34 protein-coding genes and 1 pseudogene are annotated in these 25,831 nt (G+C 36.5%); 14 read left to right on the forward strand and 21 right to left on the reverse strand.

Going from position 1 to position 25,831, the window contains the following annotated elements; translation table 11 throughout:
- Positions 1–74 precede the first annotated feature (74 nt).
- The 6 genes from FGL31_RS24925 (at position 75) to FGL31_RS24935 (ending at position 2,145) form a co-directional block, all read left to right on the forward strand.
- Positions 75–755, forward strand: a complete 681-nt coding sequence (locus FGL31_RS24925) for a hypothetical protein (RefSeq protein ID WP_232046380.1) — start codon at positions 75–77, stop codon at positions 753–755.
- Complete coding sequence (locus tag FGL31_RS24930) at positions 749–970, forward strand: hypothetical protein (RefSeq protein WP_232046381.1); 222 nt, start codon at positions 749–751, stop codon at positions 968–970. The genes FGL31_RS24925 and FGL31_RS24930 overlap by 7 nt, the downstream gene beginning before the upstream one ends.
- Before the next feature lie 156 nt (positions 971–1,126).
- Positions 1,127–1,339, forward strand: a complete 213-nt coding sequence (locus FGL31_RS22575; protein WP_171017575.1) for a hypothetical protein — start codon at positions 1,127–1,129, stop codon at positions 1,337–1,339.
- Positions 1,287–1,628: a RagB/SusD family nutrient uptake outer membrane protein gene (locus FGL31_RS29740; protein ID WP_394366130.1), complete on the forward strand. Its 342-nt coding sequence runs from the start codon at positions 1,287–1,289 to the stop codon at positions 1,626–1,628. The genes FGL31_RS22575 and FGL31_RS29740 overlap by 53 nt, the downstream gene beginning before the upstream one ends.
- Positions 1,629–1,645: 17 nt before the next feature.
- A complete protein-coding gene (locus tag FGL31_RS22585; protein ID WP_171017577.1) occupies positions 1,646–1,984 on the forward strand; it encodes a hypothetical protein in 339 nt (112 codons plus the stop codon).
- Complete coding sequence (locus tag FGL31_RS24935; protein WP_232046382.1) at positions 1,948–2,145, forward strand: RagB/SusD family nutrient uptake outer membrane protein; 198 nt, start codon at positions 1,948–1,950, stop codon at positions 2,143–2,145. The genes FGL31_RS22585 and FGL31_RS24935 overlap by 37 nt, the downstream gene beginning before the upstream one ends.
- Before the next feature lie 212 nt (positions 2,146–2,357).
- Here the strand turns inward: FGL31_RS24935 and FGL31_RS07545 are convergent, their stop codons facing one another.
- From FGL31_RS07545 to FGL31_RS24945, 4 genes are all read right to left on the reverse strand, one after another.
- A complete protein-coding gene (locus FGL31_RS07545) occupies positions 2,358–2,672 on the reverse strand; it encodes a hypothetical protein (RefSeq protein ID WP_002993282.1) in 315 nt (104 codons plus the stop codon).
- Positions 2,673–2,806: 134 nt separating this feature from the next.
- Positions 2,807–2,947, reverse strand: a complete 141-nt coding sequence (locus tag FGL31_RS24940) for a hypothetical protein (RefSeq protein ID WP_232046383.1) — start codon at positions 2,945–2,947, stop codon at positions 2,807–2,809.
- A gap of 174 nt (positions 2,948–3,121) precedes the next feature.
- Complete coding sequence (locus FGL31_RS29745; protein WP_394366131.1) at positions 3,122–3,385, reverse strand: MauE/DoxX family redox-associated membrane protein; 264 nt, start codon at positions 3,383–3,385, stop codon at positions 3,122–3,124.
- 422 nt (positions 3,386–3,807) lie between these two features.
- Entirely contained in the window at positions 3,808–4,050 is a 243-nt protein-coding gene (locus FGL31_RS24945) for a helix-turn-helix domain-containing protein (RefSeq protein WP_232047136.1), read from the reverse strand.
- A 172-nt stretch (positions 4,051–4,222) separates the two neighbouring features.
- Between FGL31_RS24945 and FGL31_RS24950 the strand changes: the two genes are divergently transcribed.
- On the forward strand, positions 4,223–4,426 hold the full coding sequence (locus FGL31_RS24950) for a hypothetical protein (RefSeq protein ID WP_232046384.1): 204 nt from the start codon (positions 4,223–4,225) through the stop codon (positions 4,424–4,426).
- Positions 4,427–5,174: 748 nt separating this feature from the next.
- Here the strand turns inward: FGL31_RS24950 and FGL31_RS29750 are convergent.
- The 8 genes and pseudogenes from FGL31_RS29750 to FGL31_RS07585 form a co-directional block, all read right to left on the reverse strand.
- On the reverse strand, positions 5,175–5,588 hold the full coding sequence (locus FGL31_RS29750) for a hypothetical protein (protein ID WP_262709059.1): 414 nt from the start codon (positions 5,586–5,588) through the stop codon (positions 5,175–5,177).
- On the reverse strand, positions 5,581–5,988 hold the full coding sequence (locus FGL31_RS29755; RefSeq protein WP_262709060.1) for an ORF6N domain-containing protein: 408 nt from the start codon (positions 5,986–5,988) through the stop codon (positions 5,581–5,583). The genes FGL31_RS29750 and FGL31_RS29755 overlap by 8 nt, the downstream gene beginning before the upstream one ends.
- Positions 5,985–7,625: a type IA DNA topoisomerase gene (locus FGL31_RS07570; RefSeq protein WP_262709061.1), complete on the reverse strand. Its 1,641-nt coding sequence runs from the start codon at positions 7,623–7,625 to the stop codon at positions 5,985–5,987. Before FGL31_RS07570 ends, FGL31_RS29755 begins: the two co-directional genes overlap by 4 nt.
- Positions 7,603–8,070, reverse strand: a complete 468-nt coding sequence (locus FGL31_RS30320; RefSeq protein ID WP_262709062.1) for a toprim domain-containing protein — start codon at positions 8,068–8,070, stop codon at positions 7,603–7,605. Before FGL31_RS30320 ends, FGL31_RS07570 begins: the two co-directional genes overlap by 23 nt.
- Positions 8,071–8,072: 2 nt before the next feature.
- The gene (locus FGL31_RS30510; RefSeq protein ID WP_512745622.1) at positions 8,073–8,465 is read right to left on the reverse strand and encodes a DUF3945 domain-containing protein; all 393 of its coding nucleotides are present in this window, start codon (positions 8,463–8,465) and stop codon (positions 8,073–8,075) included.
- 104 nt (positions 8,466–8,569) lie between these two features.
- Positions 8,570–9,541 (reverse strand): annotated as a pseudogene (locus FGL31_RS07575) (DUF3945 domain-containing protein); the annotation flags it as partial.
- A gap of 101 nt (positions 9,542–9,642) precedes the next feature.
- Positions 9,643–9,924, reverse strand: a complete 282-nt coding sequence (locus FGL31_RS07580) for a helix-turn-helix domain-containing protein (protein WP_002993296.1) — start codon at positions 9,922–9,924, stop codon at positions 9,643–9,645.
- A 262-nt stretch (positions 9,925–10,186) separates the two neighbouring features.
- Complete coding sequence (locus FGL31_RS07585) at positions 10,187–11,032, reverse strand: RteC domain-containing protein (protein WP_002993297.1); 846 nt, start codon at positions 11,030–11,032, stop codon at positions 10,187–10,189.
- 1,075 nt (positions 11,033–12,107) lie between these two features.
- Between FGL31_RS07585 and FGL31_RS07590 the strand changes: the two genes are divergently transcribed.
- The 3 genes from FGL31_RS07590 (at position 12,108) to FGL31_RS07600 (ending at position 15,197) form a co-directional block, all read left to right on the forward strand.
- The gene (locus FGL31_RS07590) at positions 12,108–12,830 is read left to right on the forward strand and encodes a DUF2071 domain-containing protein (protein ID WP_138090285.1); all 723 of its coding nucleotides are present in this window, start codon (positions 12,108–12,110) and stop codon (positions 12,828–12,830) included.
- Between the two features lie 62 nt (positions 12,831–12,892).
- On the forward strand, positions 12,893–14,014 hold the full coding sequence (locus tag FGL31_RS07595) for a WD40 repeat domain-containing protein (RefSeq protein ID WP_138090287.1): 1,122 nt from the start codon (positions 12,893–12,895) through the stop codon (positions 14,012–14,014).
- A complete protein-coding gene (locus tag FGL31_RS07600; protein WP_138090289.1) occupies positions 14,007–15,197 on the forward strand; it encodes a putative Ig domain-containing protein in 1,191 nt (396 codons plus the stop codon). The genes FGL31_RS07595 and FGL31_RS07600 overlap by 8 nt, the downstream gene beginning before the upstream one ends.
- 62 nt (positions 15,198–15,259) lie before the next feature.
- Here FGL31_RS07600 and FGL31_RS07605 read toward each other — a convergent pair whose 3' ends face one another.
- On the reverse strand, positions 15,260–15,886 hold the full coding sequence (locus tag FGL31_RS07605) for a hypothetical protein (RefSeq protein ID WP_138090291.1): 627 nt from the start codon (positions 15,884–15,886) through the stop codon (positions 15,260–15,262).
- A 144-nt stretch (positions 15,887–16,030) separates the two neighbouring features.
- Here FGL31_RS07605 and FGL31_RS07610 point away from each other — a divergent pair, with 144 nt between their 5' ends.
- Positions 16,031–16,696 carry a hypothetical protein gene (locus tag FGL31_RS07610; RefSeq protein ID WP_138090293.1) on the forward strand — a complete coding sequence of 222 codons (666 nt, stop codon included), beginning with the start codon at positions 16,031–16,033 and terminating at the stop codon, positions 16,694–16,696.
- 102 nt (positions 16,697–16,798) lie between these two features.
- On the forward strand, positions 16,799–17,353 hold the full coding sequence (locus tag FGL31_RS07615) for a dihydrofolate reductase family protein (protein WP_138090295.1): 555 nt from the start codon (positions 16,799–16,801) through the stop codon (positions 17,351–17,353).
- A 9-nt stretch (positions 17,354–17,362) separates the two neighbouring features.
- Here the strand turns inward: FGL31_RS07615 and FGL31_RS07620 are convergent, their stop codons facing one another.
- From FGL31_RS07620 to FGL31_RS07655, 8 genes are all read right to left on the reverse strand, one after another.
- Complete coding sequence (locus FGL31_RS07620; RefSeq protein WP_138090297.1) at positions 17,363–17,830, reverse strand: RES family NAD+ phosphorylase; 468 nt, start codon at positions 17,828–17,830, stop codon at positions 17,363–17,365.
- Positions 17,830–18,330, reverse strand: coding sequence for an Xre family toxin-antitoxin system antitoxin (locus FGL31_RS07625; RefSeq protein WP_138090299.1), 501 nt, complete (start codon positions 18,328–18,330; stop codon positions 17,830–17,832). The genes FGL31_RS07620 and FGL31_RS07625 overlap by 1 nt, the downstream gene beginning before the upstream one ends.
- 125 nt (positions 18,331–18,455) lie before the next feature.
- The gene (locus FGL31_RS07630; RefSeq protein WP_138090301.1) at positions 18,456–19,046 is read right to left on the reverse strand and encodes a hypothetical protein; all 591 of its coding nucleotides are present in this window, start codon (positions 19,044–19,046) and stop codon (positions 18,456–18,458) included.
- A complete protein-coding gene (locus FGL31_RS07635; protein ID WP_138090303.1) occupies positions 19,012–19,299 on the reverse strand; it encodes a hypothetical protein in 288 nt (95 codons plus the stop codon). The genes FGL31_RS07630 and FGL31_RS07635 overlap by 35 nt, the downstream gene beginning before the upstream one ends.
- Positions 19,256–19,639, reverse strand: coding sequence for a hypothetical protein (locus FGL31_RS07640; protein ID WP_138090305.1), 384 nt, complete (start codon positions 19,637–19,639; stop codon positions 19,256–19,258). Before FGL31_RS07640 ends, FGL31_RS07635 begins: the two co-directional genes overlap by 44 nt.
- A gap of 533 nt (positions 19,640–20,172) precedes the next feature.
- On the reverse strand, positions 20,173–22,326 hold the full coding sequence (locus FGL31_RS07645) for a pectate lyase-like domain-containing protein (RefSeq protein WP_197734128.1): 2,154 nt from the start codon (positions 22,324–22,326) through the stop codon (positions 20,173–20,175).
- 87 nt (positions 22,327–22,413) lie between these two features.
- Complete coding sequence (locus FGL31_RS07650) at positions 22,414–22,923, reverse strand: SH3 domain-containing protein (protein WP_138090307.1); 510 nt, start codon at positions 22,921–22,923, stop codon at positions 22,414–22,416.
- Between the two features lie 253 nt (positions 22,924–23,176).
- Positions 23,177–24,193: a DUF3626 domain-containing protein gene (locus FGL31_RS07655; RefSeq protein WP_138090309.1), complete on the reverse strand. Its 1,017-nt coding sequence runs from the start codon at positions 24,191–24,193 to the stop codon at positions 23,177–23,179.
- A 236-nt stretch (positions 24,194–24,429) separates the two neighbouring features.
- On the opposite strand from FGL31_RS07655, the gene FGL31_RS07660 reads away from it, so the two are divergent.
- The gene (locus tag FGL31_RS07660) at positions 24,430–24,726 is read left to right on the forward strand and encodes a hypothetical protein (protein ID WP_138090311.1); all 297 of its coding nucleotides are present in this window, start codon (positions 24,430–24,432) and stop codon (positions 24,724–24,726) included.
- A gap of 143 nt (positions 24,727–24,869) precedes the next feature.
- On the forward strand, positions 24,870–25,796 hold the full coding sequence (locus tag FGL31_RS07665) for a hypothetical protein (protein WP_171017578.1): 927 nt from the start codon (positions 24,870–24,872) through the stop codon (positions 25,794–25,796).
- The last annotated feature ends 35 nt before the right edge of the window (positions 25,797–25,831 follow it).

A 25,831-nucleotide genomic window follows, 5' to 3' on the forward strand; every position in this document is an offset into this window, starting at 1 on the left:
TTTGACTTTGCTGTTTTAAAACAACGTTTAAGCGGTACATTTGAATACTATCACAAGAAAAATACCGACCTTTATTGGTTATATGCCTATCGACCAAAACCACAGGTGCAATAGGTTCCTTAAGTAGCCGAGGGTTCACTTATCTTGGAAATTCGGCTTCCATGACCGGAAACGGAATAGATATACAATTGCATAGTGTCAATATCCGTAAAGCATTTGAATGGCGGACAGACTTGCTGTACAGTACCGTAAAAACTAAAATAACGGAATATCTTGCCGAGACAAGAGACCTCAATAATTATCTTAATAGCGGATTGGTTATTTCGCCCATCATTGGAAAACCCGCCTATTCTATTTTTGCATTTCGATGGGCTGGTCTTGACCCCGAAACAGGCGACCCTATGGGCTACCTTCATGGCGAAGTAAGCAAAGATTATGCAGCCATCCGCAACGAAACCACACCAGAAGAACTGATTTATTATGGCTCCGCCACTCCTACACATTTCGGTGCTTTAAGAAATACGTTCTCATGGAAAGGGTTAAGTCTTTCATTCAATATCAGCTATAAATTAGGGTTCTATTTCAGGAGAAACAGCGTGTACTATAACGCAATATTCAATGGCACAGGTTCGCATTCGGATTTTAGTCTAAGATGGCAAAAGCCGGGTGATGAAGTCACCACACAGATTCCGTCAATGGTCTATCCGAATAATAACAATCGGGATGGCTATTTTTATCACGTGCCGAAGTGCTGATTTCAAAGGGAGACAATATACGCTTACAGGACATCAACCTTAGTTACCAAATTAAATCATTGGAAAACAAATGGAAACTGAAAAGATTGGAGGTATTGATGTACGCTACCAATTTAGGGACGATATGGAAAGCGGATAAACATAACGTCGACCCGGAATTTGGAGATTTATCACCACTAAGAACTTTTTCATTTGGTTTAAGAGCAGGCTTTTAAAATTTAGAAACTATGACACGATATATAATAATATACTGATTACAATAATCACATTTTCAGGATGTGAAAAATATTTGGACGTTAAACCGGATAAATCGCTTGTCGTACCGACCACGGTTGCAGACCTTAGAGCATTATTGTATATACACATCGAGAATGAATAGCTGGTATCCCTCAATTCAGGATGGTGCTACGGATAATCAATTTGTACAAACAGAAAATTTGAATAGATTCACTTCATTAACAGCAAAAAACATCTATACATGGAATGATGATGTATTTAACGATGATGAAACCAACGAATGGTCGATGATGTATGCAGCAAATCTACTCATGCAATTTGATTTTGGAGCAGTTGGAGAAAATTGAACCTGTTCCGGTAGAAAAAAACCAAATTGAGGGAGAGGCTTTGTTTTCCGCTCCTTTGCATTTTACAATGTTGCCCAGCTTTGGGCAAAACCTTATGAGAAAATACGGCACAAACAGACTTAGGTATTCCACTAGGTTAAAATCTGATATTGGTGAGAAATCTATAAGGTCATCGGTTGAAGAAACTTATACTAAAATTACCAATGACTTGAACAGGCTGTTATACTTTTATCCGTCAATAGCCCATATAAAACAACACCAACGAAGCAGGCTGTCTATGGACTGTTAGCCCGCATATACTTATCAATGGAAGACTATGATAAAGCACTATCTTACGCAGACACTTGTTTAAGCTATTCAGATGCTTTACTTGATTACAATACATTAACAATGGGGTCGGCAACCTCATTCCCGATACCTCGCTATAATGAAGAAATAATTTTTCATGCTAACGATTTTGGGCGTATGGTGATGAGCATTACCTATGGAAGAATTGATAGCAACCTATATAAGCTTATGAATCGAACGATATTAGAAAAAACAGCTTTCTTTGAGAACAGAGCGGGCTATTATTCCTTTAGGGGAAATTACGATGGCAATTCAGGAATGTGGTTTGCCGAATTTCTACCAACGAAATCTATCTGATAAAAGCTGAATGTGAAGCAAGAGCAGGAAATATTACCACGGCTTTACAGACCGTAAACGAACTATTAAAAAATCGCTATAACAGCACATTTATTCCATTCAGTTCGGACAATGATGAAACTGTATTAAGGTTATCTTGGATGAGCGAAGAAAGGAATTAATATGGCGGGGATTACGGTGGTCGGATTTAAGACGATTGAACAAGGACAGCCGTTTTCAAAAACGATAACAAAGAATATTGATGGAAAGATTTATACATTAGAGCCAAACAGTCCAAAGTATGTCTTTCCCCATACCCAATAGTGTGATACTTAACAACGGTATGCAACAAAACGAGCGGTAACAAGGTTCAGCATAATACCGCTAATAATTATTATTCTATCCTTGTATATATAGACGAAATAACTGTATTCATATCAGGGTGTTCAGTATCTCCAATGAGTGGTTTTGCCTTAATAGCACACAATATATCATTTCCCGTTATACACGGAGGTGCTGTACTACCATTTTCATTAACAAGTGCGAAATTTTCTGGGTTGGAGATGTTACCATCTCCCGTTTCATCTGTATAGGCAAACCATTTTTCTCCAGCAAGACTGGCGTTTTTCATTACCGAAAAGGACATTGTTACAGATGCAATGGTTACCGCTGCCAGTGCAAATAGGTTATTTTTTATTTTTTTCATCATTTTAAAATTTTGAGGTTGAAGAAATGGTCTTTTCCTTTGGATGATTAAATCTAATTAACGAAAGTATTCTCTAAATAGAGTGTGAACATGGGATAATCCTTGTTCACACTCTTTCAAATTATTTACTGAAAAAGCTATTGCAGCTTTCTTTCTCTGTCGTCAATAACAGTACCTAAATTGGGATGTTCTTCACCACCAATCATCACAGGTTGAGCCCTTAACCGCACAGATTTCGTCACTTCCTTCAGGACACGTAGGCGGATTAGCGCCATCACTTGGCGTGAGTATATAATTTTCAGGATTGTTTGGGATTTCCATCTCCGGTTTCACTCAGTGTACTCAAACCATTTTTCTCCTGCAAAACTGGCGTTTTTTCATCACGGTAAACGACATGGTTACAGCTGCAATGGCTATTGCTACTACAGCAAATAGGTTCATTTTTAATTTTTTCATCGCTTTAAAATTTTGATGTTAAAAAATACTTTTTTTATATGTCTTTTGGCAGACGCGCCCTCGGTAGCTTCGCCTCCGGCGTTGCTACCTCGTAATTTATGCCATAAGTAAAGCCCCAAAATGCTTAGGGAAAGGAAAAAGAGATTAAAGAAAAAATGCTGTGTCCAGTTCATACCACTTATCACCGAACCACACCCGCATGGTAATTTTTCCCATGCACCCATAAGAGCCACAGCGATATATGCTGTAAAAGCGGTCATTAATACGGTAGATAGTATTAGACCTGCTTTGCGATAACTTTTCCATTACCAATGCCAGCACTGTTATTAACTCCAATGCCGGGAGCGAGTATATTAGTATATATCCTATGCTATCTGAAAAAGGTTGGCGGAGAATGCCTTCCTTTAAACGCTGTAAAGTCTGTTATTTTTATCGATGCCTACGGGTATCCAAAGAAGCAGCAAAAGAATAAATAACGACATTGAGTGTTATCCGTTTTTCTTTTGATTTGGTTTTGATATGTAGCTGCTGTTTCCATTGTCTTTGTATCTTAATGATGGTTATCACCATCCTTTGATACAAAGTTCATCAAAGCCGTAAGCGTGTGAAAGACAAAATCGGTAAATATTGAGCAACTTTGTGTAAGAAATTTTCCGATTTTATCAATTTCGGGGAAATTCCGTTACCTGCGTTTCAGGTATTGCTCTAAAGCAGTACGAAATGGACGTTCATTGGTGTAGCCAACTTCCATATATACGTCTTTTATAGCTTTCCCTTGTTTTTCGATGAGGAACAAGGCGTGAGAAATGCGCAATTCGGTAATAAAATCCTGTACGCTTATGTGGTACTGGCGTTTGAAGATATTGAGCAAAGTACGTTCCGTAACGAAAAAGTATTCTGAAAGGAATTTTATGGTAAAGCGCATTATCACAATAATGTTCCTGGATATAGGCTTTGATTTTATAAGCAAGGTCGGCTTTTTGGTCTTCTAACATTGTGTCGTAATGCTCCAGAAGGTAGCTGATATACTTGCGGAGATTGCCATCCAATGCCCCGATATTGGTCTGTGAATAACTGTATATTTTATACAGCCATCGGTGTATCTTCCTGTCCATCCTGCATTGGTACATGGTGTCGTAGGTGCGGTTATCGTGTTTAAAACGATGCAGGACGTTTTGGATATTAGGGTAGTTATGGTACATGCTTTCTATCCATTCAGGCAAAATACTTACCACGAGACAGATATGCATGCCTTTTTGGGCATAGGCGAAAATACCTGCCCGAATCGTAATAGGACATGAGGAAGCTGTTAGGCTGCGTTTTTATAATCGGCTTACGGCTTTCAGTCATAATACAACAATGTGCCTTTGAGCATAAAATAAAGGTACAGTTGCCGCTCTTGAATGTCGAAAGGAATATAAACAGGGTTGCTTACATTAAGCTGGCACTAAATCTATAAAAAAAGGACTGTTTTTAATTTGCTGGCTCAATAGTTCATAATACGGCAGCGTAAAGCCCTGCCTTTGGACAGCGAAAGGTAATGGGTATTTGCTCCACTCCGGGAGGTCGTTGGGATTGGCTATCCACCTTTTAAATTCGCTTTCTATTTTTAGGATATAAGGTATTTCCATAGGCGGTAATTTATTCTCCTATCGGATGCCTTAATAAATTCCGCCCTCTTACTTCAATTCCACTTTTACGGTAAGGGGTTCCTGTAATCAAACGGATGGAATTTGATATAGGCTATACAAATCTGAACCATTCAAATGAATAAAAAACCCAAGTTGGGTAGAACTTGGGTAAAATTTTTTTTCAAACAATTGAAGCAAGTGGGAAAGAAAGTGTACCGGGGCGTGCCACCGTCTGCATTTAACCACCGCACAGAGGACGACCCAAAAATGCAACCGGGTCGGGCTATCCGCTATATCTTTTGCGGATCTTAAAGGACCACAAAAGGATGTCGCTGCTATCCCTCACGCAATATGCCCATTTAGTAAACTAATCATCTTACTTGCCTCTGCGCTCATTTTGGAAAAGGCAAACCATTTCTTACCCAAATCCTTTAGTGATGCGCCGATGTGGTATAGTTCCCGTACCGTCAATAATGAGGAAACGGTCATGGGCATGGGCAAATGCGTGTACATTGATAGCCGGATATTGACTGTTGTAGCGTTGTAAATCGAGTTGTAATTGATTACTGATATTTTTGGTGTAAATAGTGGCAGATACGGATTGCCCACGCTTTCCGAGTAGCGTTAGCACCGTATCATCCACATAGTTGTCTATAAGGATAATTGACCTTTGTGCGCTCTGTATAATATCGGCGACAAAGGTATAGGCATCAAATATCTGCCCGTCATAGAAAATACCTTTATCACTGTGCAGCTTCCCGCTTTCCAAAGCCTTAAAGATTTCCTCAAATTTGCCGTCCGCTTCAATCTGTTTGAGTTCGATTTTATCCATCCGGGAGAACAATGCGGCATTTCCGATTAACAATCTGCGCATTTCCACCAAAGGCATTCATAATCTCGATGCTGACCTTTACAGCTATCTCGCTGCGCAAAACGGCGGACAGCATGGCGACCCCTTGCTCGCCAAAAACATAGGGCAGGTAACGCCTGCCGCCGTAATTTAAACTTGAGGTTCCAATTTGGAACCTCAAGTTTTCAGCTTCTTCTTCTGTTAATTGAAAGCAGAATGATTGGGGAAACCGCTCTATGTTTCTTTTTACGGCTTTGTTAAGGTTTTTTGTTTCGACCTGGTACAACTTGGCAAGGTCGCTGTCCAACATAACCTGTTTGCCCCGTATTGTGTAGATAAGGTTTTCTATTTCCTTTCGGCTTATGATTGCGTTGCTGTTCATCTCTTTTTATATGTGCTGTTGTCAAATTCAAACGATGTTTCATAGGTATCTTTCAGTACGATACGGGCATCAAACTTTTTGCCTGCTTTGCTTTTCATCCCTTTGATAAGGCTGGTCGTTCCTTTGTTTACGAGGTTCTCCACTTCGTTAAGGCTCAACCGTACCCCGCAGATATTGCGGAACAAAAGCCAGTTGCACGCTTCATCGGGACATTTGACCACCTTATCCCTGATGAGCAGTTTATGGGCTTTGCACTTTTGGCAGGTCAGTTCGTGCTGCTTTTCGCCCGCAATGCTGATGCTCAACAGTTCCTGCGTAACGGCCGAGGCGTAGGCTTCCATGGATTGGTGAAAATCCATAGCATCTGCCTCGTTGTTTTCAATCTTCTGCAAAGCCATTTCCCATTCGGCGGTCATAGCTACATCGGCAATTCTTTTGTCCTTTACAGCATCATAAACCTGCAATCCTTTTTCGTTAGGAACAAGGGATTTCTTTTCACGCTTGATATAATCCCGCTTAAAAAGCGTTTCGATTATTGCCGCTCTTGTAGCGGGTGTTCCAATGCCAATGCCTTGCAAGGCTTTACGCTCATCTTCATTCGCTATTTCCTTTCCGGCATTTTCCATTGCCGACAATAGTCCGGCTTCGGTAAACAGCACAGGTGGTTTTGTTTTCTTTTCCAAACAGGAGGCTTCTTTGATTTTCAATTCACCGCCTTTTTTCAGTTCGGGCAAATCCTGTATCGGTTCGGTATCTTCGTCCGAAAATGTTCCTTTGATCGAACGCCAGCCCGCTTCCAAAACTTTACAGCCTTTTAGCATAAAATCGTAGTGTGATACTTCCAATGCTATATCCGTTATTTCTTTAATGCAAGGCTGAGAGATAGCTTCGAGCAGTCGAAAGGCAATCATATCATAAACCTTTGTTTCGTCGGCATTGAGTGCAGACGGCACTTTGTCCGTGATGAGTATTCCGTGGTGGTCTGTTACACGCAGGTCATTCACGACACGTTTATTGAAGCGACCCCATTTTAATTTAGAAATAGCTTGCTTAAAGTTATCATTGTCCTGTAACGCTCTTACAAGATTAGGTATCTCACTCCACATATCTTCGGGTATATATTTGCTTCCGGTACGTGGATAGGTAATAAATTTCTTTTCATAAAGGTTCTGGGCAATATTGAGTGTTTGCTCTGCCGACAGGTTCAGCTTTTTATTGGCTTCTTTTTGCAAGCCTGTGAGATCAAAAAGCAAGGGGGGTTGCTCCGTGGTGTTTTTGTTTTCCACAGATATGACCGTTGCGGTTCCGTGTCTTTGGACCAGTCGTAATGTATCTTCCGCAAGCTTTTGTTCGTTCCATTTGGTTTTTGAGATACTCTTAAAATCAATATTCTCTTTGCGGTGCAATAGCTGAATTTGCCAATACTTTTTAATAGCGAAATTTTTATTTTCCAGATAGCGTTTACAAATCAAAGCCAATGTAGGTGTTTGCACCCTGCCCAGCGAATAAATGCCGTTGCCAGCGGCTATACTCAATGCCTGTGTCGCATTGATGCCGATCAGCCAATCGGCACGGCTTCTGCCTTGTGCAGCCTGAAATAAGCCGTCAAATTCTTTACCGTCTTTCCAGGCTGTCAAACCCTTGCTTGATTGCTTTTTCAGTAAGCGAGCTTATCCAAAGCCGCTGAAAGGGCTTACGGCATTTCAGATATTCATAAATGTACCGAAAGATAAGTTCACCCTCACGACCTGCATCGGTAGCTACGATAATACTGTTGCTTTTATGGAATAGCTCCTTGATGACTTTCAGTTGCTTTAATGCTCCAGTATCGACTGTATAACCTTTGTCTTTTTTGACCTTACGAACAGTCAAAATAAACGGATTCGGGAGTATCGGCAAGGAAGCCTTGTCAAATCCCGAAATCCCATAATCTTCGGGCATTCCCAAACCGATAAGGTGTCCGAATGCCCACGTAACGAAATAGCCATTGCCCGTTAGATAACCGTCCTTTTTTTCGGAAACACCCAACAAGCTGGCTATTTCCCTTGCTACGCTTGGTTTTTCTGCGATAATTGTTTTCATACCTAACTCACTTTCCTACCCTTTGATTTTGCAGGTGCTTTGGGTTTGTTCTGTTGCTCCTGTTGCTTTTCGTTTTTCGGTCTTTGCTGCCCTTTCTGTAGAGGCTCTTTGATATTCTTGGTCGCTTCGTTGGTCTTGCCCTCGGAATTGACGGCAATCTGCGTTTTATGGGCTTCTGTAGGTTTTATCCGTTCCTTGTATTGGTTGGGAAACTCAAAGTTGGTTTTTCCTGTTTCCTTGTTGAATGTGATATAGCCGTTATAAGTTTGCCCTTTCTTATCGACCAAATTCGGAATGTAAACTGTTTGACCGTCTTTGAACTTGTTGTATTGTTCATCCTCCAGTTCCTTTCCCCTAAAGGTTTTCGGGGCTTCCTGCGACCTGCTTTTGCTGATTGTCCTGTTGGCTGTTTTGGGTTTGCCTGTTTATTGTTGCTTCGGTCAAACAGAAATTCCACATACCGTTTATCCGCATTGAACTGTACGTTTGCATCAAAGGGAGTACCTTTTGTAGAAATCATTCCCTCAATGAACAGGGGTTTGCCCTCCACTAAGGTTTGTTTTTGTTCGTCATTTAGTTTTATACCTTTAACCTCATCGGGGATTTTGATGAAATCTGTTTTCAAAGCAATCAGCTCATTGGTAAGCCGGTCCACACTAATGATGGACGGCATCAATTCGCCTGTTTTGGAGTCTATCAGATCGACCACACGCCCCATATTGCCTGTTTGACGTAAGTTCTGTTTGTCCTCGTCTGAGAACTTGTGTCCGAAAAACTCAAAGTTTAAGTTGGGTTCACGCCTGATACCGTGTACCGCTGCCACAACGTCCCCCTCCGGGGTGGACTGTAAAGACAAGCGGGCATCTGTACGGACGACCGCACCGCCAAGATTAACGCTTATAGGTACAAGCTCATTGGTCTTGTAACCCCTCAATAGTGGGTCAAGGAGGTTCTTTTTCTCAAGGTATTCCTTGCTTAATCCGAGATTGTTCATTGTTTCCCAATCAATCTGTTCCGGCTGGAAGCGGTACTCGCTTGTTTCCGGGGTTGTCTCTGTTTTTGTCATATCATTTTTATTTTCTTGTTTTTGCTCTTGTTCGGGTTCATTTTTCACTTCATGCTTTTCCATTTTCTTTTTGCCTTCGGCAGTTGGATTGTTTATCTGATTCTGAAATTCTTTTGCTTTCTCTACGGCTTCGTCAGCCGAAACTTTGAAAAGAGCAAATTTGGTAGGGTCTTTTAACTGCCTCCAAAAATTGGAAAGGAAATTGGTCACGAAATCACCGTGTTTATCCACCCGCATGAACTCGCTTTGGTTCTTCTTCGTAGGGTCAACCGTTTCCATTTTTCCGCTTTTGTCAATACTTTTTACAGCTTGGATTTTCATTTTTTCTTTATCCAGCACTAAAAGTATATCCGATAACTGTTCGGAAGCAACCTGTTGGTTTTCTGTTTCTTTTTCTTCACTCATAATCTGAAAAGTTTAAAGTTTTATTGCCGAAAGTAAATGAAGCAGTTACTGCATCGCCCGAAGTGGCAGTCAAAGGCAGTATTTTGGCACGCATTGGCGTTTTACTTGTTAAAACTCTCCCTGATAAACTGGTGCACATCGGATAGCTTGTAATACAGTTTTCCGCTAATGGTATAGTAAGGTAGTTTACCTATGGAGCGGTAGCGTTGCAGGGAACGGTTACTGATTTTCAACATTTGCAGCAGGTCCTGGTTATCGAGCAGTTCTTCTCCGTCTATGCTATTGCGTTTCTTTTTTAAATCGTCAATATTGTCGCCCAACATATCAAACCTGTCCATGATGCGTTCCATCCACGCTATAAATTCCATTCTGTCAATATTCATAGTCGATAAGTTTTAATGTTCACCATGCAAAATTGGGAAGCGTGGCAGTGTTTATCAGCCAAGCCCTGCCAATTGGTTTGGCTGTTTTTTGAAAATTTTTGCAATTGGGAGAAACCCTTGTTTGGTAGGGCTTAAAAAGAATTTCGAGTATTTAGGAGATGGTTTATACCATCATTTGCCAATTGACATACATTGGCTTATGGTATAAACAAAAAAGCAGTACACAACAATGCACTGCCCTGAACAAAAGACCTGCATTGGGTTAAAGGTCTTTATCCATATATTCTTCCAATGAAGTTTTAAGCTGGTCCAAGAATGCCGTTCGGGAACCGCTTCGGGTTTTCATTCTGTGGAATGCGTGGTGCAGGTCACCGAGCGTAATGCCAAAAAGTATCTGGAACATCAAACTGATTTTTCGGACACCGGTTTTACCGTGCGAAACTGCTGCCGAAGCATACAGGGCATATATCAATTCGACAAGTGCGTTTTTGCTTTCTGTCCAAAAAATATCTTTGGCGTTTTCCGGCTTTTGTAAAATAGCATCGGGATTTTCATCTGGATTGATTTTCGTCAGCAGATAGGTATAAAGCAATTCGTTGGCGATAATCCTTGCGGTCTTGTAATCGTAGAAAGTAGAAAATTCGGGATCAATTTCAAAGACGATACTGTTCAGACCGTCGTGGTAATTTATGTTGCCTCTTTTGAAATAGGTGTCGTCACGGTCCGTACGCCCCGAACGATAGTACCTATAAAAATCTGAATTGCAGATATGCTCAATGTACTCTCTTTTAAGATTGGCTAATTGAGTCGAAAAGTAACTGTAATACATTTTGCCGTTGCTGACCGGACAGGTCGTTTCAATCCGGTAAATTTTATTGTAGTAGATGAGTTTTCCAAGTATTTGGGGTTTGATGGTTCGGAAGAATTTTATTTCTTCCCCATCATTTTGAAAGCCCTTTTTAGCAATATATTTCTTGACCTCAAATAACAGGTCTTGTAGATACAAGGTCATTTCATAAGCCTCATCAATCAACCTTTTGCTCTGTGATAAAATCTTATCTTCCTTATTATGTATCTCTAAAATAATGGTGTGTAAAGAATGCTGCATAGCCCATAATTTTTGTGATCAATACCGAATTTCAAATTCAGTTTATCCCTAATTAATACACAAACATCATTATATTAAGTGATACCTTTACCCAAGTTCACCCCACCTGTGGGAAGATTTTTGCCATAAATCTCACCCAACTGTGGAGATTATTTTATAAATATTCAGTATGAAATGACTTTGAAAAGCCCCTTTAGTAAACGCAAATTTAACGGATATAAAGAGACTTTAAGTCTGATTGCTTTATTATATAACTTTGAACCTTGTTAATCTTTTTATTTGAAAAAATGAGCCAGAAAAATCGCTTTAGTGATTTTGAGGTTTAAATCAAAAATCACCAAATTGTATTGCTCAATCAAATTAAATGATTAAATTTGCAACATCGAATCACAAATTATATGTGAGTTAAACGGTGAGTAGTTCTTTTTAAAGAAAGTCAACATATTGACATATAGATATTTGAGTGTGCGCAGATTCGTCCTGCCACCCCGACAAACAAAATCGAAGCCTTCCGCATAGCGGGAGGCTTTTTTCGTTCGTGGGGGCGAGCCAAATTTATTTGAGCTCGCCCCCAGGAACGAAAAAAGCTCACTTTAGTGAAAAGCTTCGATTTTGTTTAAGTTCACCCCAACACCAGGATGGCTGCGGCCAAGAGTGCGGGAATTGGAGCGACGCAGCCAATCCTGACACCCTCTTGAAAGTATTTAGTATTTAGTACTTAGTATTTAGACTTCCTCCCTTCAAATCCCCCCTCAACAAAATTATTTTTGCTAAAGAAATCAATATATTGAACTTTAAAGCTCACTTTAGTTAAAATCTTAAATTTTGTTTAAATCCACCCAAACCAAGATTATTACCACCACGACTTCGGGGATTAGAGCGAAGCAGAAAATAAGCTTTGCCTTCTATTTATTAAAACAACAGCCTTTATATTTCCCATTTTTCATAAAATTTAGTAAATTATAAAAAGCTGTTGCTCAAGTCGGTGCAAGATTAAAAATTTCGTTTTCTAATCCGCCACTTTCACAAAGTCGCCGCTTAATAACTGCATTGGTTTCTAAACAATACGCATAAAATGAACATCCCAACAATTCACGGATTTATAGAAAGACGAATTCTTTTAAACTATGTTGCAGAACCAAGTGTTGTCGAAAAAATCTTACCCAAACCTTTCAAACCAAAATTATTTGAAGGAAAAGCAATCGTAGGAATTTGCTTAATACGTTTAAAGAACATTAAGCCAAAAGGATTTCCTGATTTCATAGGTGTAAATTCTGAAAATGGTGCACATAGAATTTCAGTTGAATGGGAAGAAAATGGAGAAAATAAAGAAGGCGTTTTCATTCCCAGAAGAGATACAAACTTAATACTTAACGCAATTGTTGGCGGAAGAATTTTTCCAGGCAAGCATTACTACGCAAAGTTTAACGTAATTGAACAAAACAATAATTATCATTTAGATTTTAAAAGTTCTGATAATACAACAATAGAAATTGATGCTGAATTGTCGGGAAATTTTGATGAAAACTCTATTTTCAAAACATTAATTAATGTTTCTGCTTTTTTTGAAAATGGTTCAATTGGTTATTCTCCAAACAGAAAAAATTTTGACGGATTAAAATTAGAAACTTACGAATGGAAAGTAAAACCTTTAAAAGTCACAAATGTAAAATCAAGTTTCTTTGAAGATAAAAACATATTTCCTGAAGGTTCAATAAAATTTGACAACGCAATTCTTATGGAAAATATTGAACACGAATGGAAATCAATAAAAACGATTAAACACTATCACCAATAACCCAGCCCATTATCCCTCATTTTTTCAAAACCCGAAATAACCCAACAAAACAGATGAAACAAATGCAGCACGAACTAATCGACAAGAATTCAGATAAGGTAATTAAACTAACCCTGAATAACAAAATCCTTATTTCTGAAACTGGAAAAAATAATAAACTAAAAACAACCGAAAAAGAATTTTCGAGTATTGAAGATGCTTTGAACAATTTTTATAAAAAAGAATGGGAAGCCTTAAAAAAAGGGTATGTTTTAAACAACGAAAACGCCGAAATCGGACAGCCTATTTTGCACAAATATATTGGAGGAGCATACACTGGAGCCTTAGCAATTGAGAATTCTCCAAATGGCATATTTGTTTATGAAGACAAAATACAAAACTCAGAAACTGTAGGCTCGATTAACATCATTGACAACAATGGAGACATCCTCAAAACCATAGAATTACCAAAATCTTTAGCGTGGAACATTGAGTACAGATCAGATAGAAACTCTTTAATTTTAGATCTTGACCACTATATTTTTGAGTTTGATATTGAAAAAGAAACGTTCAATAATTTAGGCCAAGAAAAAAGTTATGTTGACAGTTTCATATCTGTAGCAAAAGACAAAATCGCGTTCGCAACATTAGGCAAACTATCTGTATTGGATAATCAGAACAAATTTTTACACACATCAGAATATAGTGTAGAATTAATAAAAGGAACAGCACCATTCTGCGGAAAATTATCAAACGATGGAAAACTATTGGCATTTCATAATAAGGTTGGTGAAATTCAAATTATAGATGCAGAAAATGGAACACTTTTAAGTAAAATAAATGGCGATTTCGAAATGGTTTTTCAATTTGAGTTTGCTAATAACAACGAATTATTGGTCGTTAGAGAACGTTATGGAACTTGGGGAATGCGATATTTTGACCTTACTACAAATCAAGAAATCGAATTGAAAGAACTAGAAATTCCTGAATATACAAAAGATGTTAATGCTTTTTGCTTCAATGCTGACCAAACAAAATTGGTTCTACTACAACGAGCAGATGCACACGTTTTTGACTTTGTAAATAAAAAACTATTAGCCAGTATTAAGATTGAACATCTTGTGAAAAAATGTGAAATTAAATTTGTGGGAGAAAAATTAGGTGTAAGGACAGATTACGGATGTTTTAGTTTGTATAATGTATAAAAAAATTACAGCCAATATGCCCAAATTCTTTCTAACCGTAATTTTTATCATTTTCCTTATCGGCTGTAAACCACCTGATTATTTGAATCATAAAGCCCCTAAATCAAATCCAATTATCTTTGCTCCCAATGTTATTTCTGTTGTAGGAAGATTTGAACATGGAATATCATTCTCACCCGATAATCAAGAAGTAGTATTTGGAATACTTTCCAATAATGACTTATCAGGTCAAATATATCATTCGGAAAAAATCAAAAATAAATGGAGTGAACCAATTCCATTCGAACCACTAAAAAATCTTAATGTTTATCTTCCGTATTTTACCCCTGATGGTCGTTCTTTACTTTACGCTTATAGTGAAGATAAGGAGGATAATTCTAATACCAATATTGGAATCTTGATCAAGGCTAATGGGCATTGGGAAAAATCAAAACCTTTATCAGAACAAATAAATTCACGTTTTCGAGAAGGTAATGTAAGTATGACACTTGATAGAACAATCTATTTCTCATCAAATAGAGGATGTGAGGGAAAGGATAATTGTCATCAAGCTGATTTATATTTTTCTAAGAAAAGTGAAGATGGATATCAAGAAGTACACCCAATTTTAGAACTTAATTCTGTTAAAGACGAAGAAAGTGTATTTGTATCTCCAAATGAAGATTATATTATTTTCTGTAATTATACAGGAGATGAAACAGGAGCTGATTTATACATAAGCTATAAAACATTTAACAATAATTGGACTCAGCCTATTATGATTGATTCTACAATTAATTCAAAAGATTGGGATCGAAGACCATACGTGACTTTTGACAGTAGATTCCTGTTTTTTACCAGGCTAAAAATTGATCAAGATGGATTGAAAGAATCGGATATTTATTGGGTAAATACTTCAAAGCTATTTAAACCATTTGAATATAAACCTGTAAAACCAATTGTAGCTCGAAAAGATTTTAGGTTCGAAATTGATTTTCCTAAAGATTTTTTTAAGGATATAGATAGTGATAAATTAAAATATGAAATTATTGACAATCAATACGATTGGTTGAAATTCGATCCGAATAAACTCAAAATATCAGGTACACCAATAAAAGTAGGGACATTTGAAGTAACGATTTCTGCTAAGGATAAACATGGAAACAGGAGTAATGGAACCATAACTTTTACAGTAGTAGACTGATGCTTGCATGGGATTTATAACCCAATTAAAACCAATAATTAAATATTTATAAATCCCCCCCTCTAAATCTTCAGCTTATTCCTCTCCATCGTGTCCCTTAATTTCTCTTTCAAAATCTGCTCATATCCCGGAGAAGCTTGCAAATCTACCGTATACATCAATAATTCATCATAAATCTCAGAATACTTAGCCTTTGAATAATTGATTTTAAACTTCTCAATCGTAGCAGTCGGCATTAATTTCTTGATTTCATTTCCAACTAAAGCTCCAGCAATCACGGCTCCACCAACCATTGCTTTTTCGCCCAATGTTATTTCTTCTGCATCGATCCTTTTTTCATAAAAGCCACTTTCGTTTTTAGTATACGATTGATCGTATTCAGGATCGAAAACAAAATCCAATCCTGTTTGGGCTATATTATTGACAACCGGAACATTTTCCTTTTTGTCAAACTTTACTTTTAAGGATTTTATATTTTCCACCGGAATAACAGACAGATCCTTAGATGTCATGATTTCTACCTGGTCCTGAGTCACTTTCTGCAAAATTCCCTTAACTTTACCTTTAAAAGTTTGAGCAACCACATTATAAACAGAAATCTCTCGATTATTCTTTAATTGAATATTCTGAGCATTTAAACAAATAGAAAACGTTGTTAAAATTAACAGAAGGATAATATTTGGTTTCATAAAGCAAATATATTAAACTATAGTCTATATTGAAAATCTGATTCTTAACAAATAACTTTCTACAGATACTGAACGATATATAATTTAAATATGAGTGTAATAGTCAATATTAAATGATTTAAAAAACATCCAAACGACTTAAATATGAAAGCATTGAAGATCTCATCAATTAAAGGGTTATCTATTTTACTCTTTATTTTCTATCCACTACTAGGTCAATCTCAAATTAAAGCTAAGGAGATAGATTATTTAAAAATATCCAATATTGAATATTCAAAGGATTCATTGTTTTACATACTTCAAATTCGACCGATGCTGCCCAAAATGGATACTACTAGAGGTACAGTTCATAAGATTGCTTTATCAGATAAAGAAAAATCCAAATATCTTAAACTGCTAAACAAATCCGATATCCTGAGTATTAAGTCAAATAATAATAAAAGTCAGAATTCGATAGTACCTTTTAGGATGAATTATAATTTTGCTGGGCAAAATCATGAAATTTTAGCTTATCAACCGGGGATGACTATTTCTGAAAAAGTAAGTTTTGAAAAATATATAGACGATGTCGAAAGAATAGTTGATAGAAAAAAGGTAGTAAGAGAATTCCTTTTAGGGATGCCAGATGGTAAATATCAATTACGAAGTCCTCAAAAATATGTTATAACTATTGGACCAAGCGGGTGGGAAACTTGGGAAAAGAAAAATAATGAAGTATATAGAATTAGTATGCAATTGGTCTTTTTGAATGGAAAAGAAATAGAACCAAGGGCAATTGAAAAAATCAATCAAAAAAAATTAAGTCATTAAAAGTACTCAAACCACATGAAGCCGATTCACTTTACGGTGAAAAGGCAAAGTATGGAGTAGTGATTATTACAACCAAATAAGAATTTTAAGAGAACGCTTTCTATGACTAAAATTTGTGCAGCTTTCAATATGACCCTGGATGGAATATGTGATCATACAACGGGAATAGCAGACCAGGAATTGCATCAGCATTATGCTGATTTATTACGAACTTCAGATACCATTCTTTATGGTAGAATAACCTATCAATTGATGGAGTATTGGAAAAATCTGGTAAAAGAACCTTCAGGAGTTAAGGAAATGGATGACTTTGCCATCGTAATGGATAAGATCCCAAAATTAGTCTTTTCCAAAACACTTAAGGAAATTGATTGGGAAAGTGCAAAACTCAGTGATAAAGGTCTGCAAGATAAAGTTGAAGAACTAAAACAGCAAATTGGGAAAAATATATTAGTTGGTAGTCGTAGCTTAATAATTCAACTCCTAAACCTCGATTTGATAGACGAACTTCAACTCAGTATTCATCCAATAATAGAAACAAAAGGGTTGGAATTCTTTGAAAATATAAATGTTAGAAAAGATTTAAAACTGATTAAAACAAAAGTCTTCAAGAGTGGGGTAGTGACTTTATATTATGAGATAAAGAGAGAATATTGATTTGATTTCTTACCTGCTGTCAGACTTTAGCCTTTCATCGATCGAAAGGTTTAAAAACTCAAGAATTTCTACTTGACCAAAGTTTTTATAAAGTGGATTTAAAATGTAGTTGTATTCTAATGGAACAATAGTAGAAGGTACTTTAAGACCAAAAAAATCTCGGTTTTTAGCCATTTTGCTAAACACTTCAGTAGTTTTTGAAGAGTATGGATATTGGTTCCAGCGTTCCGGAAGTTCTTCTAATTCATCAATAAAAAAATGGTCAGGAACTTCTATTTTAGCGACACCAATTTCAGTTGGTAGATTTGCTATATTTTCCGAATGAACATAATATTCCAATAAAGCCAACGAAATATTCTCTGAACAGTAAACTGCTCGTGTTCCCACTTTATTCCATCTGCCACCTACTTTTTCCGCACCAATACCAGACAAGGCCGAATCCTTATACCTCAAATTTGCAACACGAAAAACAATCATTAGCTATACACATTGTATTGGATTCTGATTATTTCATTGGTGACAATCTCAAAACCAAAACTACTATCTAAAAAATCAAAAGGCCTTTTATTGCCTAAAGCCTTGGAAGGAGTCATTAACCAGTTTTTGAATTGATCAGGACTATCGAATACCTCATAACCCAAACCATACAATCGAGAAATCTCATAAATACGCTCTGATGTCTCTAAGCTATAAACTTCTTTCTTTTGCATGCTGCTGATAGAGGTGGGTAGGATATCCTCAAATTCCTTTTCGGTTGAACCAATATGGTGAATCAAATCCTTCCAATCTGATTTCTTGACCCCTTGACGAATCCTTTCTATTAATTCTAAATGATAACCTGGTGCATCTTTAGGATGATTAACAACCCAAGATGGAGAATATTTAGACACATATGAGGTCATACTTTCTTTAGCTATATCTGAAGATAGTATATCTTGTTTTTGATTGCCTTCTGGCTTCTTGTTTTTTGAACCCATAACAAATTGTATTTTTTCCTCTTACCTACACCCAAATTTACCATTTTTCTATTGGGATAAAAAATCATTTCTCAATTTTTTTCTAATTTATTAATTTGTTTAAATTATTGAAAAAATAACAATTCTTAATATTTAAATATTTTAAGATATTTTAAAATTTCGTGTATGGTTTTTCGAACTTCTTCATCCTTTTCAGGAAAGCTGTAATAAAGTTCTAAATACTTATTGTCTTTTGTATAGGTTTTAGCAATTCCTTGGACGAAATTTCCAGAAGATTGTTCTTCGTAAAAAATTTGTTGAAGGCCATTAAGATATTTACTCTGATTTGCATTTGCTTTATTGAAATCAGTTTCATTCTTGGTGATAGGTTTAAGTTCGGTATATAGCTCTACCAAACCTTGAGGTGCTTGGTATGAAAAATAATAATCCCCTTTTTCTTTCTGGTTGGATAATTCAAGTTTAGTGTTTTTTGTTTTTAGATAAACTTGATCCATTGTATACTCATTCATGTATAAGCCAACATAAGGATCATTCCAAAAAGTTTTAGGTTCATCATTAACTCTCAGTGCAGAACTGCTCACATTTTCCCATTCGGGAATATTGAGGTTCAGATTTTTGTTAATCTCCCCAAGCTTATTAATAGCTGCAGCAGTATCCGTCCCAAGTAATGGAACGACTGCTTCAAATACAAGCTGACCTTGCTGATAAAAACCCAAATAAATAAACTTTCGAATTTGCATCGGCCCAATACAGACCGGTCTTGTAATCATCATGCTTAGCTTGAACCGAAGTTTCATATAATGTAGAACTATAAATATCGCCGCTAGCCTCAACTCCTCCAAAAAATGGATCGCCAGTTGAATTTGAACTTTGCTCTAGAAAAAGCTCTTCATCGTCATATAGTAAAGTTCCTGAAACAAATACATCACCCCAGACTGGATCCTGAAAAATAAGATGTTTTTTGCTCATAGATACTAGTGTCGGTAGTAGCAATAGTGGTGCTAAGTGGTCCAATATCATTGTTGAATTTGTTCATAAATGGAAAGACCTGATCAACATTCGTAATAACAAATTCATTTTCATTGTCTTTTTTTAATTCATTTTGGTAAGGTGTCTTTCGCAACCAACTTTCTAGGTCTTTGCCAGTTATTTCAGCAACCTTTGGAACCCAATTAAAATCTTTTGAGCCTTGATCACTACAAGAGACAGATACAATCGAAGAAATTATTAACAAGAATATAAATATTTGAGGGGTATCCTTCCTCCCAAAAATATGGATCATAGAAATTAAATTAGTTAAAAGCTTCATAGAGATTTTATTTGTTGAACCTGAGATAATAATTCAAAAATCAATTCAATATTGAAGATAAGATATTAATGATTAACTCATTTAAATTTGAAGTGTACATTATATCTACAAATTGTTTACATAAGGAATAAACCATTGATAGTCAGGTAATCGGTTTGATATCAACTTTAATATCCCAAAATAAATCCCAGTTTAACAATGATCAAAATAGATTCATAAATCATCCTTTTTTAGATCCTTCGTAACAAAATAATTTTTCTTCTAATCTTATTCCATTCGTGTTCTATTCTTAGTCGTGTCTCATTCGTCTCTCGTTCGGACTTCCTTCGGACCTCGTTCGGAGCTGCTTCGGAATACACCGAACAAGGTCCGAACGAGGTCCGAAGGAAAGAGGACTGAGAGTGGAAGGAGAGTGGAAGGAGAGTGGAACAAAACTCTATTAGGAGAAACTAGATCAATAAATAATTGATCCAAAAGGATGGGGGTACCACAGTGAATAAATTTGGCCTCTGGATATGATTATTCCCTCGTTATCAATTCATTTCGATATAAGATGGATAGGACTCCTTGTCTGGAAGAGAAAACTCTTCATCAAAAGGTTGTGTGCCATTCCTGTTGTAAAGTTCAACACGTTTGACACCAGTCTTTGTAGTTCCGCCAATACCGTTGATAACGTTTAGGATATTGCCGGGTCCTGCAAATTTCGTGATGACCATTTTTTCCAATTTAACATGGGGAGAATTAGGAGCTTCAAATGCATTGTCTTTGTTTACATTGCCATCAGTACCGGTGAAAACTGCATAAGATCCCATGCCTATACTATGATGTTCTTTGACAGAATTGGCAACCTTAAACGCTGCAAAGCCTTTAACCCGATTGTTTTGACTGCTCCATTCCTCTTGATTCGGAGCATCGTATGGAGGTTCATTCTGAAAAAAATATGTTCGCCCGCGTTCTCCTAACCATAAGACCTCATACTCTTGATGATGTTCGGCAAATAATCCATAAAGTGTGATATCATCCCCTGATACAATTAATCCATTTTTGCTTCTGTCTCTAGTCCATCGTTTCTTGCCTCCAGGTTGTGAGCCATGGTCTGCCCGCCATAACCAAAAATGATCACCGATAACATTGTTGCTGTTGATCTCCATGGATGCATGAATCTGAATATCGTTAGCTTGTACTCCGCCAACACGACAAGTGATATCTGTTAGCAAAATTGGATTTTCAGAATGATCACTTTGTGAATCTCGATTCCCTACACGAATTTGGTAGGTCGTGCTGTTAAAAGAATCCATCAATAAGCCAGCTACTATAATACCGTCTTGATCATCGACATAAATACAGCCCCATTTATTATTTGCCGTAGGTTCCAAGGTGACAGAAGCGATACCTGCACCCAATAAAATCGCATTCTTCCTATTCACCTGAATAGGAGCATTCAATGAATAATGACCAGGTGTAAAGAAAATATTCTTCCCCGCTTTCAAGGCAGCATTGATCTCCATTTCCGTATCTCCTTCATTAGCGACATACCATTGAGTCAATAAATCTTGAACTTCTCCTTTACCCATATCCTTTGAATCCCATGAAACACCAACTCTATTCTGTTGCCATCCGGGAACAAATACTTTATATTCTCCATCATCTCCAATAAAGAGAAAAGGCTTTTCTCTTACAATAGGAGTCTTGGCAATAGGAGTATTGATGGAGTCTTCGGTAGGAGGGTTAATACATCCTTGCCAAACCATGTTATAGGAACCTCCCATTTTATCAGTGCCACTGGGAAACCTGCTGTTTCGGGTATACCATTGCTGTTGACCGCCCCAATTTGGTCTAATTGAAGTGAAATAACTGTCAGCAATATAGCCGCCACTGCCCCAAAAGTTCGTGTGACCGACGTCGGAAATAAATTTGGAACTGCTTTCGATCTGCATTCTACGAGCACTGGTAGATTGAGAAACAGTCCAGGCAAAGTCGCGCATCACAGATAAATTTTCTACTGACCGCCAAAAAGTACATGTGGCATTTGCCCCACCTGAAAGATGTGGCCGTGTAAACAAGGATCCTAACTTAACATCTGTAGGTAATTTGCCTAATCCACCGATATGCGAGTAAAATCCCAGTTCTATGGAATTGGCAGATTCTGAAGATGCAGAACCAGAACCTCCAGGATCATAAGATTGCCCATCAATATTGGGCTTGAAATAATAAGCCTGTCTTTTCGTAGTCCATTCACCGTTTGTACCACCCAACCCAATAAAAGGGAAGTGTGTTTTCATCTCCTGTTGAGCAGTGGAAGCATCCTCATACTTCCGGTCATAGAAATACACATTATCTCCGAAAATTTCATTCTCCAAAGAAATCAATATGCTTTCAGAACCTCTGGTTATCTTATAATAGTTTTCGTATTTATTCTGATTAGGCTTTTTATCCTTGAAAGTAAGCTTGCTGGTCTTCCCAATGTTTATAAAATTATTGGCTAACCTACTTCCACCGCGACTAATGATATAATCACCCGATTCTCCAAATTCACTCCATCTTAACGTAATCGTTTTGTTTTTCTGGTTATAGGTAATTTTGTTCGTGTTTTGATTGAAGCTGCGAAGTTTTGCATTGCAAATTGAAGAATAGGTTAGTAAACAGAAAAATAGAATTATAGTAGACCAAAATAACTTGACGTTCATAGGTTTCGATAGTTTTGATTTATTAATCAAAATTTGAGAAGTTTTAAAATTTATACCTTAACCAAGATATTCATTTTTTTTGAACTACTAAAGAGTCGAAATATATGATCGATAGACATAACCAGTTTTATTTAAGAATTTTACCTTTAGCCAATTTCCGTTTGTTGAAATATGTTCTAATTTTTCAAATTTGCCAATCAAAATAATTTTCTCATAATTAGTTCCTGGACCTTTTCTCAAATTAACATTTGCATTTGTAAACACATATCTTTTGAAATCTTTTCCAGAGTTGTTTATAGACTTAGAATTATTATTAGGGTAATTGTTAATTTTCTTTTTTTTGGACACTGCCTTTTTATATGCATAAGGAGATGTTTCTCTTGAATTAGAAGAAGAGCATACTCCACATGATCCACCGTCTCTATTACAATGCTTACAACTGCTGCAAGTAGTGCAAGCTGTACAGAATGCAGATCCGGTACATTTGCCATGGTTGTCTTCTTTAAAATTTGAGGTCAATAACCTATTTTCTTGTGAAAACACTATTTGAATAAAGAAAAAGAGTATTAAGGTTAAAATAATATAAGCAAATTTCATGGATAATTTATATTTACATAGTGTGAAAGATTAACCAAATTATAGAATGTTTGATAATAAATATTACGGGTTACCGTAAATACATTTTTTAAAATTTGATTGTTATTTTTTCACTATATGTAATTGCAAAAAATGCCTAAAAGAGGAGGGTCGGGAGTCGTAAAACCCTATAAATTAGATGGAATGCTCCATGTGGAACGTGATATAATTCTAGGAAAGAATATTCCAGATTATAATTAAAAATTTTGGATGCTTATTCTCCAAATTTGACTAGGCAATGCCAAGTATATTTGGCCAATTGACAGGAGTCTTTGAATTTTGATTTCAACTTTTTATTGGATAATGCTTTGCCGAGGATGTAAGCATTTATTTTGTTCTCTTCAGCAATATATTCAGCGAACTCGAAAGTTTCAACTCCCCTAAAGTTATTTGGGAAATTACTCAGGTCTATGGAATATCCCTGATTCCAGATCAATGAAATATCAAATTTGTCGCATAGTTCATGGATCCTATTTTCCAATTCAGTTCCTTGATAGGAAGGATCTACCACAAGTGTGGAAATATCCTTTTGAAGATCTACTTGCTCATGAATTTGACTCTCAATATAAAAGTCCAAATTGTGTGAAAGCATATTGTGCAAGGTATTGGATTCAAGGAAGTGATTCGTCTTGTCGTGAAAATCGGAAAGATTCTTATAATAGAATCCAAGGGCAGAATTCCTGGTGAAAATATCATGATACAACCGTGCGTATACTTGGATAAGGTTCTGGATTGTTCCTCTTTCTTTTGGAAGAAGATAGGAATCTCCATATGTAAAAGTGCACTTGGATTTTATCTCAGGGTAGGTGATAAAATAACAAGAACCAAACCTCGGAGAGGCTCCGTCGCTTGTTCCAGTCAGATTTAAAGCTCCATATTTAGGACGGTCTTTTGTGCTTGAACCAAAAAGATTATTGAATAATTTATTTTCCCATTTATCCCTGTCGCCGCCAATTTTAGCACTCAAGCTTCCGGATGATACTTGAGTCTGAAACTGATTAAGATATTCCCCAGATTGTATTAAGCCGTCAATAATTTGAGAGCCATCTTTCAAAAACCTGTCAGGATGGAAATGAAGATTTACACAAGCTTTATCAACCAAATTCCTGTTGAAAGATTGATGTTGTTCTTCAGAAAGGTTCGAAAATTTTAAAATCTCCTGAATTTCTTCTATCTCTTTTCCGGAATTATATTCTAATTGTTGATTTAACTTCTCAAAAAACCTTTCCATAAAGCAATATTTTTAAATAAACTAGATTTATAAAGATAAAAAAACGATAGGATTAATTCGGAATGCCTTCAAAAACAAAATTTAATGATGATAATCATTTATGCTGATAAATCTTTCCGTATATTTGGCGATAATAATTTAAGACATAAAACAATTTATAGGTTTTGAAACGTTTCTGCACATATTTTCTTTTACTTGCATTGACCTTACAATCGTTCTATCGATGTTTTATGACTATGGATTATGAGATCCATTTACCTGAATACATCGCCCAATGTATCAATAAGGATCGACCAGACTTACACTGTAACGGTCAGTGTGTTCTGATGAAAAAAATAAAAGAACAGGAGAAAGAAGAATCTAAAAAGAACTTGATCATCTATGAATATAGCTCGCTATATGTTCATAAATCTCAACCCGTTTTTGATTTAAAAGTAACTAAAGAGGAAATTGTAGAAACACATTTCTCTCCTTATTTAGTTGATTATAGATTCAACCACCATTCATCGGTTTTTCGCCCTCCAATTGCCTAAACTATTCCTTAAAAGGTTGAATATACAATCCACTCTAGTATAACTTTCATCATCTGAAAGCATCAAGAGTAAATTTCCTATTTATTCACCTCCAATCCCAAAATTTATTATTTAAGAATCAATTGATTATCAATTCATTTTAGATGAAAAGATTACTAATAGTTCTTGCAGCTATGTGCTTGATGTTGGCGTCTTGTACAAAAGCGAAGACTGACTATGAAGGAGAAATTAAGCCTATAACACCAGGTGAATCTGGATTTAAAGAGGCTGTTTCAATAAAAGAAGCTGGTTACGAAATCAGTATATTAACAGAGAACGGAGCCTTTTATAAAGGTTATAATGAGTTAAAAATAAATGTTGTAAATGCTCAGTCAAAAAAGAAATTTAAAGCAGCCGAAGTTTCGCTTTTGCCAATATCTACTGATGCAAAAGGGAGTAAATTTTCTGGTCCACATTTATATAATTTGAAGTTTAATGAATCAGACGAAAGCTATTCAGGATACGCAGTATTTCCAGAAGTAAGTGCAAATCAGTTTAACTGGAAAATATACCTCAAAATAAATGAGGCAGCAAAAATTGTCAAGGTAAATAAAGAAATAAAAGTACAAGAGCAAACCAACAAAAACTTAAATATGACTTCCTTTATTGGCAATGACTACGAGCAATATTGGATCGCTTTAATTTCACCTCGAAATCCAAAAGTTGGAGAAAATGATATTGTCGCTGGAATTTATAAATATAACAAGCCTAATACAGCCATAGCAGCAGAATTTCCTGACGAAACTCAATTTTCATTTTCTGAAGCGAAGGATTATGTCCTTCAATTAGATCCGAGGATGCCCGAACCATCCATGGGAAATCACTCTTCACCCAATAATAAGGATCTCATACAAGGAGATGATGGCCTCTACCATGGTGTAGTGAACTATACCATGACAGGAAACTGGACCTTGAATTTTATCATGCAAAATCAGGTTGGTAAAATCTTGAAAGGTACAATAGTTCCAACCACTTTCACACCAGGTGTGGAAGGTGTAAAAAGTGAGTTGCACATTGATATTTTATTCTGATAGTCATGAAGAGAATTAGTATAACCTTAATAGTT

Source organism: Sphingobacterium daejeonense, from assembly GCF_901472535.1.
GTDB classification, from domain to species: domain Bacteria; phylum Bacteroidota; class Bacteroidia; order Sphingobacteriales; family Sphingobacteriaceae; genus Sphingobacterium; species Sphingobacterium daejeonense.